Source organism: Neptunomonas sp. ABH4_499 (assembly GCF_056160565.1).
Genome location: NZ_JBSWXK010000002.1, coordinates 70,471 through 85,810, shown reverse-complemented (window position 1 = coordinate 85,810; position 15,340 = coordinate 70,471). Strand labels below are relative to the sequence as shown.

Below are 15,340 nucleotides of genomic sequence, written 5' to 3'. Positions count from 1 at the left end.
TGGACTCCCCAATAAATAAATTCAAATTGTATGCATACAAAAGCCGATGGACTGATTCAGCACCATCGGCCTTGTTGCCAAAGATCAATTGTAAAGGTGATCAGCCCTTCAACGCTGCTACCACAGCGTCGCCCATCTCACTGGTAGAGACAGACGTCATCCCTTCAGACATGATGTCCGCGGTGCGAAGCTTTTGATCCAACACATCACTGACAGCCTTCTCGATGCGGTCTGCTGTATCGCCCGCACCCAAAGAGTAACGCAACATCATAGCCGCTGACAGAATGGTTGCCAATGGGTTGGCTTTACCTTGACCTGCAATATCCGGTGCAGAACCATGACATGGCTCATACATACCCTTGCCGCTTTCATCCAAAGATGCGGATGGCAACATACCGATGGAACCGGTCAGCATTGCCGCCGCATCGGACAGGATATCACCGAACATATTGCCGGTAACGATCACATCAAACTGCTTAGGTGCGCGCACCAGCTGCATGGCTGCGTTATCCACGTACATGTGGCTTAGCTCAACATCTGGATAGTCTTTTGACAACTCATCCATAATCTCGCGCCACAGCACCGTCACTTCCAGCACGTTGGCTTTATCAACCGAGCACAACTTTTTGTTACGCGCGCGCGCGGCTTCAAACGCTACACGGCCGATACGACGAATCTCGTTTTCATCGTAAACGTAGGTGTTAAAGCCTTCGCGGATGCCGCCCTCTTTCTCGCGAATACCACGCGGTTTACCGAAATAGATACCACCGGTCAGCTCACGCACGATCAGAATATCCAAGCCGGATACCACTTCAGGCTTCAAAGTAGATGCATGCGCCAGCTGCGGGTAAAGGATCGCAGGGCGAAGGTTACCGAACAGAGACAGGTTAGATCGAATACCCAACAAGCCTTTTTCTGGACGGATCTGGAAGTCCGGATTGGTATCCCATTTTGGACCACCTACCGCACCCAGCAAAATCGCATCTGCTGCTTTGGCTTTTTCCAGAGTCGCTTCAGGCAGAGGAACACCGTCAGCATCGATAGCCGAGCCACCCACCAACGCTTCATCGAAACTCAAACCCAGATTATCTTGCTCGTTAACCAGCTCCAGCACACGCTTAGCTTCGGTTACGATTTCTGGACCAATACCGTCACCCGGCAGGATCAATACATTTTTAGACATGTAACTTCCCTAAAGTATCGTCGCCTTAGTAAGGCTTGATCGCATCAAACAACCAAGGCGTTTGTTGTTTTCGTTTTTCTTCGTAAGCACGAATCGCATCGGCGTTTTGCAACGTTAGGCCGATGTCATCCAAACCATTCAATAAGCAATGCTTACGGAACTCATCCACCTCAAAGGCAAATGATTCACCCGATGGCGTAACAACCACTTGTTTTTCAAGATCCACCACCAACTGATAACCTTCGTTGGCTTCAACCTCTTTAAACAGCTGATCCACCTTATCCTCGGACAAGACAATCGGCAACAGGCCATTTTTAAAGCAGTTGTTGTAGAAGATATCTGCAAAACTTGGCGCAATGACACTGCGAATACCAAAGTCATCCAACGCCCATGGCGCGTGCTCACGACTGGAACCACAGCCAAAGTTTTCACGCGCCAGTAAAACCGAAGTACCTTGGTAGCGCGCTTGGTTCAGGACAAAATCCGGATTCAAAGGACGGCCAGAGCAATCTTGGTCCGGCTGACCTTCATCCATATAACGCAACTCATCAAACAAGTTAGGACCGAAACCTGAACGCTTGATGGATTTCAAAAACTGTTTTGGGATGATCATATCCGTATCAACGTTAGATCGATCCAATGGCGCAGCAATACCGGTATGAACTGTAAACTTTCTCATGATCTGTCTCCGTTATGCGCTAACCAATTCACGGACATCAACAAAGTGTCCGGTAACCGCAGCGGCCGCCGCCATCGCTGGGCTTACCAAGTGTGTACGACCGCCAAAACCTTGGCGACCTTCAAAGTTACGGTTACTGGTCGAGGCACAGTGCTCACCGTTACCTAACTTATCTGGGTTCATCGCAAGACACATAGAGCAACCCGGCTCACGCCACTCAAGACCCGCTTCGATAAAGATCTTATCCAAGCCTTCCGCTTCAGCTTGCGCTTTCACCAAACCAGAGCCCGGAACAACCAGCGCCTGTTTAACCGTACCGGCCACTTTACGACCTTTGACGACTTCGGCTGCGGCACGCAGATCTTCGATACGCGAGTTGGTGCACGAACCGATAAAGACACGATCCAACTGGATATCGGTAATTTTCTGATCAGCATTTAAGCCCATGTATTTAAGCGCTCGACGAATGCCATCCGCTTTAACGGCGTCGGACTCGGCTTCTGGGTTTGGCACCAAGCTGTCAATATCGACCACCATCTCGGGCGATGTACCCCAAGTGACTTGAGGCTTGATGTCTTGCGCACGGATCTCGACGACCTTATCAAACTGAGCGTCATCATCAGACACCAAGGTTTTCCAGTTTTCGACCGCCGCATCCCATACATCACCTTTTGGCGAGAAAGGACGATCTTTAAAGTAATCGATGGTCATCTGATCAACGGAGACAAGACCCACACGCGCACCGGCTTCGATCGACATATTACAGATCGTCATGCGACCTTCCATCGAGATGCTGTGAATCGCATCACCACCAAACTCGATCGCGTAGCCTGTACCACCGGCCGTACCTATCACACCAATGATATGCAAGATCACGTCTTTGGCGGTTACACCGAAACCTAACTGGCCATCCACACGCACCAGCATGTTCTTCATCTTTTTAGCGATCAAACACTGAGTCGCCAAAACGTGTTCCACCTCGGAAGTTCCGATACCGTGGGCCAGCGCACCAAAGGCACCGTGCGTTGAGGTGTGTGAATCACCGCACACAACCGTCGTACCGGGCAAGGTCATACCCTGCTCTGGGCCCACAACGTGTACGATACCTTGACGGTAATCATTCATTTTAAATTCGGTGATACCAAAGTCATCGCAGTTGGAATCCAGTGTTTTCACCTGAATACGAGAAACCGGGTCAACAATCTGGTCAACACCACCGTCACGCTGTGTCGTGGGTACGTTGTGATCCGGTGTAGCCAAGTTTGCATCGATGCGCCACGGCTTACGACCTGCCAGACGCAATCCTTCAAACGCTTGAGGCGATGTTACTTCGTGAAGGATTTGGCGGTCGATGTAGATCAAAGCACTGCCATCTTCATTTTGGCGTACTAAGTGTTGATCCCATAACTTGTCATACAGAGTCTTGCCACCCATTGGAAATCTCCTTTATCAGGCCATGGTTCGGCTTATTCATTATCGTAATTAGCGGCTGATCGAGATCAGCCTTGCTCGCTGTAGGGATATAGTAGAAAAGCAGATCTAATTATACAAATTCATTATTTTTATAGTTTTGATTCCAATTAGGAATCAATTAGCCGCATTCCATTCAATGCAGTCTTCTAACGTGACACCACTGCCACCAAAGATGTTCAGGGCACTGCCAATGGTAAGATCCACACGCCCACCAGAGAGATGGTCCACCAGCTTTAAATCATCTAACGTACGTGCCCCACCGGCATAGGTTACCGGGATAGTGCAGTGCTGGCCTAAATAGATCACCAAATCCTGATCAATGCCTGCCTGCAGCCCTTCAACATCCGCCGCATGGATCAAAAATTCAGAGCAATGTGACGCCAGCTCAGTAAGAGTCTTTTCATCAACGGCGGTTTCGGTCACGGTTTGCCAGCGGTTGGTTGCGATATTCCAACCATTGTCAGTACGACGGCAGCTCAAATCCAACACCAAATGCTCTTTACCGACCTCGGCCTTGATCGCTTCAAGCTTATCCCAAGAAAACTCACCGCCATCAAATAAATAGGAGGTCACAATTACATGGGATGCGCCCGCTTGAAGGTATTTGGCAGCATTCTCAGGTTTTACGCCACCACCAAATTGCAAACCACCCGGCCACGCACCAAGCGCCTTGTAGACTTGATCGTCGTTATTAGGCCCAAGCGCAATCACATGACCGCCTTTTAAACCGTACTGATGGTAGAGCTTAGCGTAGTACTCGGCATCGTACTGGCTGACAAAGTTGGTCTTTGCACCTTCATCATTCAGCGTCCCACCAACGATCTGCTTTACCTTACCCTCGTGAAGATCAATACACGGACGAAACAAAGTCACAATACACTCCAAAATCTGACATCAACGCGCTGCATTCTATCGGATTAACCCGCCTTGAGCGAAATAGGAATTAATACAGACACCCTCTTTTTACATCGCATCGATAATGTAAAATAACAACCATCAAAGTGTCGGTAATAAGGGATACCAAGAATGAATACCTCGCTGGCCAAGCACAAAGTCTGTTTAAAGTGCGATCACGTGGCGATAGGCGTGGAATCAAGCCCAACCGCGGCATGCCCAAAATGTGGTGCTATTTACACTAAAATGGAAGCCAAGCTTGGCTCTAAAGCATCCATCCCTGTGTACGAGGCGAATGCCAGCTCTAACACGGCCGAGAATCGATCCACCTCCCCTTTTATTACCATCGGCATTACGGCCGTCATTTCTTTGGGCATCGGCTACTTTTGGGGCGCATCCAACCCCAGTTACTCAGAACTCACCGAGGAGGCGCATCATGCCGGCGTACTCTTCCAAGCAGGCTTTGATCCGCTTAGCAACTTCACACTGATTAAACCCAGCGAGCTTTTAGAGTATGAAAGCAAGCTGCCTGTCACCGTTAACCTAACCAGTATGAACAGCCTAGATGACCGAGACAGCGCCTATTTACGGCATAATGACTTTATTAGTGAACTGAGCATTTACAATCGATCGGATCGTGTCATCACTGGCATAACCGGGCTAATCAGCTTTTACGATAATATGAACAATCGTATTTACAGCACTAAACTGACGATACACGAGCCCATCATGCCACAGACGCCGATGGACAAATGGCCTTTCAAATTCTCAATCCCCACGCAACCAGGCCAAGAACCCCAGTTCATCAACACAAGAGAGGTCATCTCAGTATTTCAACCCGTAAGCGTTGTGTATGAGGGTGGCGAGCTTCAGGAGTTTTATCAGTAAACCCGAACAACCCAACTGATAAAGAAACGGCACAGCGGCTTAACGAACGCAAGCCGCGCTGGCGTAATTTGGCGTAACGTTATTTTGAACACTTGATCGCGAAGCAATAGAGAAAAACAGGCTGAAAGCCAGAAATCACTGAAAAACCAATGACTTATAAGATCATAAATATTCAGTTTAGAGATAAATATTTAAGAAATGGTGCCCGGAGCCGGAATCGAACCGGCACGCCAGCAATAGGCGGGAGATTTTAAGTCTCCTGTGTCTACCAATTTCACCATCCGGGCAAAATTCCGACATTGCTGACGGAACATGGAGGCGCGAGTCGGAATCGAACCGGCGTACACGGAGTTGCAGTCCGCTGCATAACCACTCTGCCATCGCGCCTTCGTAGAAAGGTCGCTTTGAATTTTGGAGCGGGAAACGAGACTCGAACTCGCGACCCCAACCTTGGCAAGGTTGTGCTCTACCAACTGAGCTATTCCCGCATCACTCAAAACGTGGGGCGTATTATAAGGAGATCTCAGACGGTGTCAACAAACATTTCAAATATATTTCGATTTAATTTTGCTTATTTTTTAATCACTTAGCTTCGCTCATCAACTCTGGCCACGCCGCCTTCAGATAGACAATCATAGACCACAGCGTCAAGACAGAAGCGATGTACATCGCCGCTACACCCATCCAAGATAACAGCGTAAATGGCTCAAACGCCACCAGCAGCAAAATGGCTAACATCTGCAGTGCTGTTTTGACCTTACCAATGTAAGACACGGCAACACTGGCACGCTTACCGAGCTCGGCCATCCATTCACGAAGCGCCGAAATCACAATCTCACGCCCAATGATCACAATGGCAGGCAAGGTCATCCAAAACGTCGAGAAGGTCTCCGTCAATGCAACCAGCGCGGCCGCTACAATCAACTTATCGGCCACTGGGTCCAAAAACGCCCCAAGCGCTGAGGTTTGATTCCAACGTCTGGCCAGATACCCATCAAACCAATCGGTGATGGCGGCGACACAAAATATCACGGCCGCCGAAAAATGCGCGTACTGGATCGGTAAATAGTAAACAACAAGAAAGACCGGGATCAGCACAATGCGCAGAAGGGTCAAGAAATTGGGTATATTCATTGATAACAACACCTGTGTGGACAGCTCCCTGTCAATTCTCTGGATGTAGCGCTCCATAAATCTCCTCAGCAAGCGCGGTGCTTATGGTAGAGACTTTGGCAATTTCTGCAATACTCGCCCTTTCAATGGCTTGCAGACCACCAAAGTGTTTTAGCAACTCGCGTCGTCGTTTTGGCCCAACCCCAGGAATCCCCTCTAGGCTGGATTGCTTTCGCGCCTTACCGCGACGAGCTCGGTGGCCCGTAATCGCAAACCGGTGCGCCTCATCACGTATATGCTGCACCAAATGAAGCGCAGCTGAATCGGCCGCTAGGGTAACTTCCTCGCCGGTATCAGCAATGATTAAGGTTTCGAAACCCGCTTTACGAGTCACACCCTTGGCCACACCGATGATGCAAACCTCGGTAATTTGTAGTGATTCCATCACTTCGATGGCTTGGGTGACCTGACCTTTACCGCCATCAATAAAGAGAATATCGGGCAAAGCCCCCTCCCCTTTTTTGATGCGCGTGTAACGACGCGTCAACGCCTGCTTCATGGCGGCATAATCATCGCCTGCGGTAATATCTTCGATGTTAAAGTGACGGTAGTCTTTTTTGAGTGGGCCGTTATGATCAAACACCACACACGACGCCACTGTCGCCTCACCTGAGCTGTGAGAGATATCAAAGCACTCTAACCGTGCTGGTGTCTCATCCAGTCCGAACGCCTCTTGTAAGGCCAAAAAGCGCTGGTACGAGGTCTGTTTGCTGGCCAAGTGGCTGTTAAGTTGCTGTTCTGCATTGGTTAGTGCCAATTTTTGCCACCCGGCACGTTCGGCTTTCACGCGATGAGTAAGCTGCACTTTTTTACCGCGATGCACACGCAACGCATCCTCAAGACACTCTTGATCATCAAGCGGGTGCGATGAGATGACCGCATCCGGTAATTCTCGGGCGCTGCCAATGTACCACTGCGCAATAAACGCCGAGAGGATGGTAGATTCTGAATCCTCGACGGATACCTTAGGGTGCACCGCTTTGCTGCCCACAATACGCCCACCACGGACAAACAACAGATGTATGCAGACGCCTCCTGGCTGCAACGCACAACCGATGACATCCGCATCGCCGGCATCGCCCGTCACAAACTGCTGCTGTTGAATTAACTGCAGATTGGAGATCTGATCCCGATAGGCCGCTGCACGCTCAAAATCCAACTTCGCAGAGGCGGCTTCCATCTGATCGCCTAACTCATGCATGATTTGATGGCTCTTGCCTTCCAAAAATTGCATGGCATGTTTGACGTCCTCAGCGTAGTTCTCTTCACTGATCGCCTTTACACAGGGCGCACTGCAACGCTCGATTTGAAACTGCAAACATGGACGGGATCGATTCTTGAAAAAGGTGTCATCGCACTGACGAATACGAAACACCTTTTGCAAGATGTTCAGCGTATCGTTAACCGCGGAGCGACTGGGGTACGGCCCAAAATACCGACCTTTCTTTCGTTTAGAACCGCGATGGAAGGTCAATAACGGATAGGTGTCTTTATCGGAAACGAAAATATAAGGGTAACTTTTATCGTCACGTAACAAGATGTTATAAGGGGGCCGATACTCTTTGATCAGGTTTTGCTCAAGCAGCAAAGCCTCGGTTTCACTGTTCGTGACCGTTATATCAATGTGCGCGATGCGACCGACCAAGGCTTGGGTCTTAACTGTTAATCCCGTTGCCCGAAAGTAGCTCGAAACCCGCTTTTTAAGATTTTTTGCCTTACCAATGTAAAGCAACTGATCCTTAGCATCCTTCATTTGATAAACGCCAGGGCGCTGAGTCAGCAGCGCTAAAAACGCTTTACTGTCAAAGGGATCTGGGTACTTCAGGCCGGATTCACTCTCGGCGGCGGTTTTCGCATCAGTCAAACAGGGATTACTCGTCTACTAAATGATCTTGTTTGTTGGCTTCCATGTGGATGTACGTCGCTTGCTTATGAATGGATGCCAAACGCTCCCGAGTTTTATCCGTAATACCCGCGCCGCGAGACAAGGAGACCTCTAGATACACACCGATCTCGGCGTAATAGTAAAGGCGTGCATCAAACGATTTTGCCCGCTGAAGCTTGCTCAGAGACGTTTGTGCGCCGTTCATCAGAATTGTATTGATGTTACTGTCGGACAGTAACGGGAAACGCTCTTGCTCGCTGAGTGACTTAGCCATGTTTTTTGTATCGGGTAATGCCATTCGAGATGCTTCCTAACCACATTGATGGTTTACTAGTGTAATGATCCCATTATCGACATACCATAGTGTCGCGAAAATTACAGGCTGATTCAGAACCCATCCAATGCAAGACAACGCCCCCAAAAAAGCCAATCTATCCATCGACTTAAGCATTGACCTTAAGTGGTTACATCAAAGCCAACCCCTTATGCGTTCTGACTCCACTAACGCCCCTCCTGTTCCGCTAAAGGCGCTACTAGAGCACCTACCTAAGGAACCTGACGTAAGGCACTACCCAGCGCCACCTGCGTTTCGCTTAGGCAGAGTCTTTGAAGATGTGATGGCCAAGGGGATTGAATTTAGCCAACGGTTTGATCTGGTAAAGCGCAATCATCGGATCATGCAAGATAAGATCACACTGGGCGAGATGGATTTCTTAGTACACGACACAAGAGAATCACCATCGCAGATCACCCAGTGGGAGCTTGCGATCAAGTTTTATCTGTTTCGACCTCAATTTGAAACCGACCATCCGCTTGAGCGTTTCTTAGGGCCAGGCGGTCAGGATAGACTGGATAAAAAATGGCACCGTTTGATCGATCATCAGCTTGGTATGTCAAAACGCGATGAAGCGATCGCGGGCCTAAAGCAAGAGGGGTTTGAACTATCAGATCAGCCGTCTTACTGGCTGACAGGTACGCTGTTTTATCCTCTGGGATTTTCGCCCGAAAACGCGTTTATCATCGCCCCAGAACTCAAGCATCAACTCAACCCAGATCATACCAAAGGGGTTTGGCTTCACCGCCATCAATGCCCGCAGCTGGAAAAACACGCTCAAGACAGCGATCGATTTTGGATCATCCAAAAGCCGCACTGGATTGGCGGGTTTAAACATTTCAACGGCAATGAAGACGACTTACTGAGCCCTTCGGAACTCACCCACGCATTAAAAGAACAGACGCACGCAGCGCAAGTTGCTTGGGTTGAAATAACCGACGAGGGGTATCGAGAGAAGACTCGTTTAATGGTGGTATCAGATGATTGGCCTGTTGGAGCACCTGCAAGGCCAGAACGGGCTGGATGGACAGCCCATTCTTGATGATTATCGGGTTATTGATCGTTTTTCGCTTTTTCAGCGTCTCGCGCCATAGCCTTTTTGATCATGCGCACACCTACAAAGCTCAGTACGATACAGGCGCCCACAATCATAAGACTTGGGGCAAACGAGATTAAGCTGTATTTATCAACGACCATGGCTGGGTTCCACTTTATTTGTTATCAGTAGAACCCAGTATAGCAGCGATTTTTAAGAGCAAAAATCCACCCTTTGTACCCGTTATTGTGCCTTAGTACTAAGTCGCTTTAACAAGCTTGAGGTATCAAATCGCCCACCGCCCATGCGCTGAACATCGGCGTAGAATTGATCCACCAGCGCTGTCACAGGAAGCGTACTTCCGTTTCGCTTTGCTTCATCGAGCGCAATGCCCAAATCCTTTCGCATCCAATCCACCGAAAAACCAAACTCATACTCATCATTCAGCATGCTCTGATGACGGTTAACCATCTGCCACGAACCAGCCGCACCGTGTTGAATCACATCAAACACCGCGTCTGCATCCAAATCGGCCTGCTCGGCAAAATGAACAGCCTCCGACAACCCCTGAAGCAGACCTGCAATACAGATCTGGTTAACCATTTTCGCAAGCTGGCCCGCACCTTCAGCGCCAATCAGCTTAATGGACTTGCCATAGGTCGCTAACACAGGCTCGGCCGCACTGAATGTCTCCGGCTGCCCACCCACCATGATGCTTAATACACCGTTTTCTGCGCCTGCTTGACCGCCCGACACGGGCGCATCCAAAAATCGAAAGCCGCGCTCGGCTGCAGCGTGTGATAACTCACGAGCCACTTCGGCTGACGCTGTGGTGTGATCGATTAACACGCCGCCTGCTTTCATACCGGCAAAGACACCTTGCGCACCTAACACTACCTGTCGAAGGTCATCATCATTACCGACACACGTCATGACATAATCCGCGCCTTCCACTGCCGCTTGAGGCGTGCTGGCCAAAGCCCCACTGTATTGATCCACCCATTTTTGAGCCTTTTCTGCGCTTCGGTTATAGACCGTGACGTCAAACCCTTTTTGTTGCAAATGACCGGCCATTGGGTAACCCATCGTGCCTAAACCGATAAATGCCACGGCTGTTTTGGTCATGCTATTCTCCTAATATCATCAAAGATCAGTTCCCGATGTTGGTTCGTAGAGAAGGTGTCTCTGTGCTATCGTCTGCGACGTTTTTGGGTCTTACATCGAATAGGTAGATTATGTTGCGCTTCACTCAAACCCGCCCTTCCTTCTCGTTAAAACATTGGCTGTTGGGCGCTGCGATGTCCTTAACACTGGCCAGCACAGCGATGGCCAACGACAGTATCCCTTTAGATACCGTCGCTTATCCAGATACAGATGGCAAGCGCGTTGCCATGACAGATTTTAAAGGCCAAGTGGTTTTGTTAAATTTCTGGGCAACCTGGTGTCCACCCTGCGTGAAAGAGATGCCGTCCATGCAGCGCTTGCGTGACCGGTTTAAGGACCAAGGCTTTGAGGTTGTTGCGATTGCCGCCGGAGAAGACCAAGAAACCGTCACCGCTTTTTTACCTAAACTTGATACCCAATTGACTTTTCCCATTCTCATCGACAGTGAAGGCACCGCTTTTACTGATTTGAAACTGCGTGGCTTACCGATGAGTTATCTGGTGAACCGTCAAGGTGAGGTAGCCCTGACCATTATGGGTGGCAAAGAGTGGGATGATGAGGCTCAGATCAAATTGATCGAAGAAGCCTTAAAAGAAGACACACCGGCAGGTTGAGCCAGCATCACTGCGTCAAGCACAAAAAAGGCCTGCGGTTCGTAACGTCACCAGCAGGCCTTTCTAAAGCGTGATCGATTAGGCTTGACTGTAAAAAGACTCAGCCGCTTTCAATGCCACGCCTTGATTGATCTTAGCGCCCTGCGCTGACAAGGTAGCCTCAAGTGCCGCCAAACACAGAGTAACATTTCGACGGTTGGCGGATGAGCCCATAAGACCGATTCGCCACACTTTGCCCGCCAACGCGCCTAAACCTGCACCAATTTCAAGGTTGTACTCGTTCAGCAATGCCGTACGCACGGCCGCATCATCGGCACCCTCTGGGATGCTTACCGAGTTTAACTGCGGCAAACGGCATGACTCATCCACCAAGAAACTCAGCCCCATTGCCTCAAGACCGGCTTTTAAAGCGGCATGGTGATATAGATGGCGCGCCCAAGAGGCTTCAAGGCCTTCTTCGTGCAAAATAACCAAAGACTCGTGCAAGGCATACAAAGCATTAACCGGTGCCGTATGGTGATAAGCACGCTTACCTTCACCGCCCCAGTAACCCATCACTAAGTTCTTATCCAAAAACCAGCTAGGCACAGGCGTTTTGCGCGCTTTGACTTTCTCAATCGCTTTCAGGCCAAAGCTTACCGGAGAGATCCCTGGCGGGGCTGATAAACACTTTTGCGTCCCTGAGTAGATCGCATCAATGCCCCACTCATCGACACGCAGCTCACTACCGCCGAGCGAGGTAACTGCATCCACGATGGTGATCGCATCAAATTCACGGGCAATCTCACACAAGGTTTTGGCATCTGAGCACACGCCGGTCGAGGTCTCCGCATGCACAAATGCAAGCGCCACCGTATCCGGGTTCGCTTCAAAGGCTTCGCGCACTTTCGAAGGGCTAACCGGTGTACCCCACTCGTCCATCACCATGATGGCGGTACCGCCAAAGCGCTCTACGTTCTCTTTCATCCGCCCGCCAAACACACCGTTTTGGCACACAATGACTTTCTCGCCTGGCTCAATCAGATTGACGAAGCAGGCTTCCATACCAGCAGAACCGGGCGCCGATACCGGCATGGTCAGTTCATTTTCAGTTTTGAAAGTCAGCTTTAGCATCGCCTTGATCTCGTCCATCATTCGGATGAACTCAGGGTCAAGGTGACCTATGGTCGGACGCGCCAGCGCAGACAAAACGCGCGGACTGACATCCGAAGGACCAGGCCCCATCAAGGTACGTTCTGGCGGATTAAAAGAGGTAAACATACGGCTCCTTATTATTTTAAATTCAACCAGTTAGAGATGATTCTTAAGATTCCTTACAATCTCGATCACCATCTCTGCAGAATGCTTAGCGGCCGTTTCTAAAAACTGATCAAACGATACGTTCGACTCTTGACCAGCAATATCCGATAAAGCACGGATCACAATAAACGGCGTTTCAAATTGATGGCAGGTTTGCGCAATGGCCGCCGCTTCCATCTCAACCGCCTTCATGGTCGGAAAGATTTCGCGGGTGCGCTCAACACGCTCAGGGTCGTTCATGAAGCTATCGCCCGTTGCGATCAAGCCGTGTGCGGTATTGAGCTCGTCCAATTGGTCAACACTGACTTGCGCGACTTCAGCTAACAATGGATCTGGCTCAAACGCAGCTGGAGAACCCGGCACTTGACCGTGCTCGTAACCAAATACGGTCACATCCACATCGTGATGGCGCACTTCGGTCGAGATCACCACATCGCCCACTTTCAATGCAGGGTCAAACCCGCCTGCAGAACCTGTGTTAATCACACAATCTGGCTTAAAGGCGTGCAGCAATAGAGTAGTACTGATCGCGGCATTGACTTTACCAATGCCCGATTTAAGTAAAACAACGTCTACATCGTTCAGCGTACCGGTATAAAAATCATAACCGGCAATAGCATGTTCCTGACGATGGGTCAGGGTGTTCTTTAAAATCTCGACCTCTTCATCCATTGCACCGATGATGCCCACAGAGAGAGTTTCGTTATTGTTTTTCTTGTTAGTGATAAGGTCATTCAGAGACTGGATGTTACTCATTGAAAGACGATTTCCTTCGCTTGGCAGTAGACCCTGTGTAGTAAGGGCTTTTTTCTAATTTTAATGGAGGGTAAGCTAGCCAATGAACGTGCACGGCACAGGGCTAATGCCTACCCAAGGTTCAGGGGCTAAAGCATACGCAAATTAAGGTCGGGAACAAGCTTAAAGTGTGGCTTTTATTAACCCAATTTCGTACTGAACTTTAGCCCAATTTTCTGGCATTCACGTCAATCTTCGTTATTGTCGTCATCGTTATCCGCTAGCTCATCGGCATCAACGGCCCCCGCTAACGCTTCGATTTGCTGCGCCTCTTGCTTAGGTGCAGGGTACAGCCCTTGCCATCCTAAACGATCAAACAAGTTTGCCACCTGCTCAGTTACAGGGGCTTTCACCGTGACTGATGCCTGCGTTACAGGGTGCATAAAAGTGAGTTCCGTTGCCATTAAAAGTAAACGATGACTGTCAAAATGCTCGCGGAATAATCGGTTATGACGCCCCTCGCCGTGTTTGGTATCGCCCACTAATGGATGGAAAATGTGCTTCATGTGGCGTCTGATTTGATGCTTTCGTCCGGTTTCGGGCTTCACCTCAACCAAAGAGTAGCGCGCTACTGGGTATTTACTGATGGGGATGGGTAGCTCAACCGTACCTAGGCGACGATAGGCCGATACTGCATCTTTCGGCGGTTTATCAGGGTCCGCTAACGGGCTTTCTTTTTTGTCGAAGATGGGTTTAAGCGCGTAATCGATCACCCCGCTCTCTGGGGTAAAACCTCGCGTGACACACAGATAGGTCTTTTTAACCGTCTTATCTAAAAACTGCTGATTCAGTGCTTTCGCAGTCTCTTTATCTTTCGCAAACAGAATGACGCCCGACGTTGCACGGTCCAATCGATGAATGGTGTAGACAGGCGCCCCACGAAAATAGCGCTTTAACGAGTAAACCAGATTGGGCGATTTACGAGGCGCAATCCAACTTGGATGGACCAATAATCCAGAGGGCTTATTAACAGCAATCAGGTGATCATCCTGATAAAGAATGTCCAAATACGGCATAAAGAAGTGTTATCAACCATTTACAGGTGTTTAAAATTCATTCAATTTCAGGAATCTTTGAATCGATAGAGGGTCAAAAACCTTGAAATGCACTCAGATATTGCCATTATAGGCGTAATCATTTAAACATTTCAGAGGAAGATATGAGTAATACAAACACGATCAATCATGCTCAGTCGGAACAGTCCGTACTGCGTACGAATAAATTGATTCGTAACACCTACATGCTGCTGGCGATGACATTGGCATTCAGTGCCGTTACTGCAGGTATTTCCATGGCGATCAACCCTCCGTTTTTCGTCTACCTCGGAAGTGTTCTGGTCAGCTTCGTCATGCTGTTCATCCTTAACAAAAAACAAAACAGTGCAGCTGCTCTGCCACTGGTTTTCCTGTTCACAGGCCTGATGGGCTTTGGACTGGGCCCAATCCTTAACATGTACCTGGCCATGGCTAACGGTGGTCAAATCGTTATGACTGCGCTCGGTATGACAGCTCTGACCTTTGTTGGTCTGTCTGGCTATGTTCTGACAACCCGCAAAGACTTCAGCTTCATGGGCGGTTTCTTAGCCGCAGGTGCGATGGTCATGTTGTTGGCGATGCTGGCACTGTTCATCCTGCCTCTGTTCGGTGTTGATGTCAGCGGAATGAGTATCGCATTCTCGGCGATGGTTGTTTTACTGATGGCCGGTTTCATCCTGTATGACACCAGCAACATCGTACAAGGTCATTACACAAACTACGTCATGGCTACCGTCAGCCTGTACTTGAACATCTACAACTTGTTCGTACACCTGCTGAGCCTAGTTGGCGTGATGAGCGACGACTGATCGCCCTGACTCCCAACGCATCAAGAGCCCCTTCACTGGGGCTTTTTTGTGCCTCCTGTTTGGCACGTGCCCCTTGCGTT

16 protein-coding genes and 3 tRNA genes are annotated in these 15,340 nt (G+C 49.4%); 4 read left to right on the top strand and 15 right to left on the bottom strand.

Annotated features, from left to right (window positions below; genetic code table 11):
* Positions 1–100 precede the first annotated feature (100 nt).
* The 4 genes from leuB to hisA form a co-directional block, all read right to left on the bottom strand.
* The gene (gene leuB / locus ACXAF9_RS02160; RefSeq protein ID WP_475069752.1) at positions 101–1,183 is read right to left on the bottom strand and encodes a 3-isopropylmalate dehydrogenase; all 1,083 of its coding nucleotides are present in this window, start codon (positions 1,181–1,183) and stop codon (positions 101–103) included.
* A gap of 25 nt (positions 1,184–1,208) precedes the next feature.
* Positions 1,209–1,862, bottom strand: coding sequence for a 3-isopropylmalate dehydratase small subunit (gene leuD, locus ACXAF9_RS02155; protein WP_475069750.1), 654 nt, complete (start codon positions 1,860–1,862; stop codon positions 1,209–1,211).
* Positions 1,863–1,874: 12 nt separating this feature from the next.
* A complete protein-coding gene (leuC, locus tag ACXAF9_RS02150) occupies positions 1,875–3,296 on the bottom strand; it encodes a 3-isopropylmalate dehydratase large subunit (RefSeq protein WP_475069748.1) in 1,422 nt (473 codons plus the stop codon).
* A gap of 153 nt (positions 3,297–3,449) precedes the next feature.
* The gene (gene hisA, locus ACXAF9_RS02145) at positions 3,450–4,208 is read right to left on the bottom strand and encodes a phosphoribosylformimino-5-aminoimidazole carboxamide ribotide isomerase (RefSeq protein ID WP_475069745.1); all 759 of its coding nucleotides are present in this window, start codon (positions 4,206–4,208) and stop codon (positions 3,450–3,452) included.
* A 153-nt stretch (positions 4,209–4,361) separates the two neighbouring features.
* Here hisA and ACXAF9_RS02140 point away from each other — a divergent pair, with 153 nt between their 5' ends.
* Positions 4,362–5,117: a hypothetical protein gene (locus ACXAF9_RS02140; RefSeq protein ID WP_475069740.1), complete on the top strand. Its 756-nt coding sequence runs from the start codon at positions 4,362–4,364 to the stop codon at positions 5,115–5,117.
* Positions 5,118–5,316: 199 nt separating this feature from the next.
* Here ACXAF9_RS02140 and ACXAF9_RS02135 read toward each other — a convergent pair.
* The 6 genes from ACXAF9_RS02135 to ACXAF9_RS02110 all read right to left on the bottom strand — a co-directional run bounded on the left by ACXAF9_RS02135 (position 5,317) and on the right by ACXAF9_RS02110 (position 8,473).
* Positions 5,317–5,404, bottom strand: a tRNA-Leu gene (locus tag ACXAF9_RS02135).
* 26 nt (positions 5,405–5,430) lie between these two features.
* Positions 5,431–5,504: transfer RNA gene (locus ACXAF9_RS02130), tRNA-Cys, on the bottom strand.
* A gap of 25 nt (positions 5,505–5,529) precedes the next feature.
* Positions 5,530–5,605: transfer RNA gene (locus tag ACXAF9_RS02125), tRNA-Gly, on the bottom strand.
* Positions 5,606–5,699: 94 nt separating this feature from the next.
* Entirely contained in the window at positions 5,700–6,251 is a 552-nt protein-coding gene (gene pgsA, locus ACXAF9_RS02120) for a CDP-diacylglycerol--glycerol-3-phosphate 3-phosphatidyltransferase (protein ID WP_475069736.1), read from the bottom strand.
* 31 nt (positions 6,252–6,282) lie between these two features.
* A complete protein-coding gene (uvrC, locus tag ACXAF9_RS02115) occupies positions 6,283–8,154 on the bottom strand; it encodes an excinuclease ABC subunit UvrC (protein WP_475069734.1) in 1,872 nt (623 codons plus the stop codon).
* A 7-nt stretch (positions 8,155–8,161) separates the two neighbouring features.
* A complete protein-coding gene (locus ACXAF9_RS02110; RefSeq protein ID WP_475069732.1) occupies positions 8,162–8,473 on the bottom strand; it encodes an excinuclease ABC subunit C in 312 nt (103 codons plus the stop codon).
* Positions 8,474–8,576: 103 nt separating this feature from the next.
* Between ACXAF9_RS02110 and ACXAF9_RS02105 the strand changes: the two genes are divergently transcribed.
* A complete protein-coding gene (locus ACXAF9_RS02105) occupies positions 8,577–9,551 on the top strand; it encodes a DUF1853 family protein (protein ID WP_475069730.1) in 975 nt (324 codons plus the stop codon).
* A gap of 11 nt (positions 9,552–9,562) precedes the next feature.
* Here the strand turns inward: ACXAF9_RS02105 and ACXAF9_RS02100 are convergent, their stop codons facing one another.
* Together ACXAF9_RS02100 and ACXAF9_RS02095 are read right to left on the bottom strand one after the other, a co-directional pair.
* Positions 9,563–9,706: a hypothetical protein gene (locus tag ACXAF9_RS02100; protein ID WP_475069728.1), complete on the bottom strand. Its 144-nt coding sequence runs from the start codon at positions 9,704–9,706 to the stop codon at positions 9,563–9,565.
* Between the two features lie 82 nt (positions 9,707–9,788).
* Positions 9,789–10,670, bottom strand: a complete 882-nt coding sequence (locus ACXAF9_RS02095) for an NAD(P)-dependent oxidoreductase (RefSeq protein ID WP_475069723.1) — start codon at positions 10,668–10,670, stop codon at positions 9,789–9,791.
* Positions 10,671–10,780: 110 nt separating this feature from the next.
* Between ACXAF9_RS02095 and ACXAF9_RS02090 the strand changes: the two genes are divergently transcribed.
* Positions 10,781–11,323 carry a TlpA disulfide reductase family protein gene (locus tag ACXAF9_RS02090; RefSeq protein WP_475069718.1) on the top strand — a complete coding sequence of 181 codons (543 nt, stop codon included), beginning with the start codon at positions 10,781–10,783 and terminating at the stop codon, positions 11,321–11,323.
* A 78-nt stretch (positions 11,324–11,401) separates the two neighbouring features.
* Here the strand turns inward: ACXAF9_RS02090 and ACXAF9_RS02085 are convergent, their stop codons facing one another.
* The 3 genes from ACXAF9_RS02085 to ACXAF9_RS02075 all read right to left on the bottom strand — a co-directional run bounded on the left by ACXAF9_RS02085 (position 11,402) and on the right by ACXAF9_RS02075 (position 14,433).
* On the bottom strand, positions 11,402–12,583 hold the full coding sequence (locus ACXAF9_RS02085; protein WP_475069714.1) for a pyridoxal-phosphate-dependent aminotransferase family protein: 1,182 nt from the start codon (positions 12,581–12,583) through the stop codon (positions 11,402–11,404).
* 30 nt (positions 12,584–12,613) lie between these two features.
* Entirely contained in the window at positions 12,614–13,378 is a 765-nt protein-coding gene (gene mtnN, locus ACXAF9_RS02080; RefSeq protein ID WP_475069712.1) for a 5'-methylthioadenosine/S-adenosylhomocysteine nucleosidase, read from the bottom strand.
* Positions 13,379–13,605: 227 nt separating this feature from the next.
* Positions 13,606–14,433 carry a pseudouridine synthase gene (locus ACXAF9_RS02075; RefSeq protein WP_475069710.1) on the bottom strand — a complete coding sequence of 276 codons (828 nt, stop codon included), beginning with the start codon at positions 14,431–14,433 and terminating at the stop codon, positions 13,606–13,608.
* Between the two features lie 143 nt (positions 14,434–14,576).
* Here ACXAF9_RS02075 and ACXAF9_RS02070 point away from each other — a divergent pair, with 143 nt between their 5' ends.
* Positions 14,577–15,260 (top strand): Bax inhibitor-1/YccA family protein, encoded by a 684-nt coding sequence (locus ACXAF9_RS02070; protein WP_475069707.1) that lies wholly within the window; start codon positions 14,577–14,579, stop codon positions 15,258–15,260.
* Positions 15,261–15,340 lie beyond the last annotated feature (80 nt).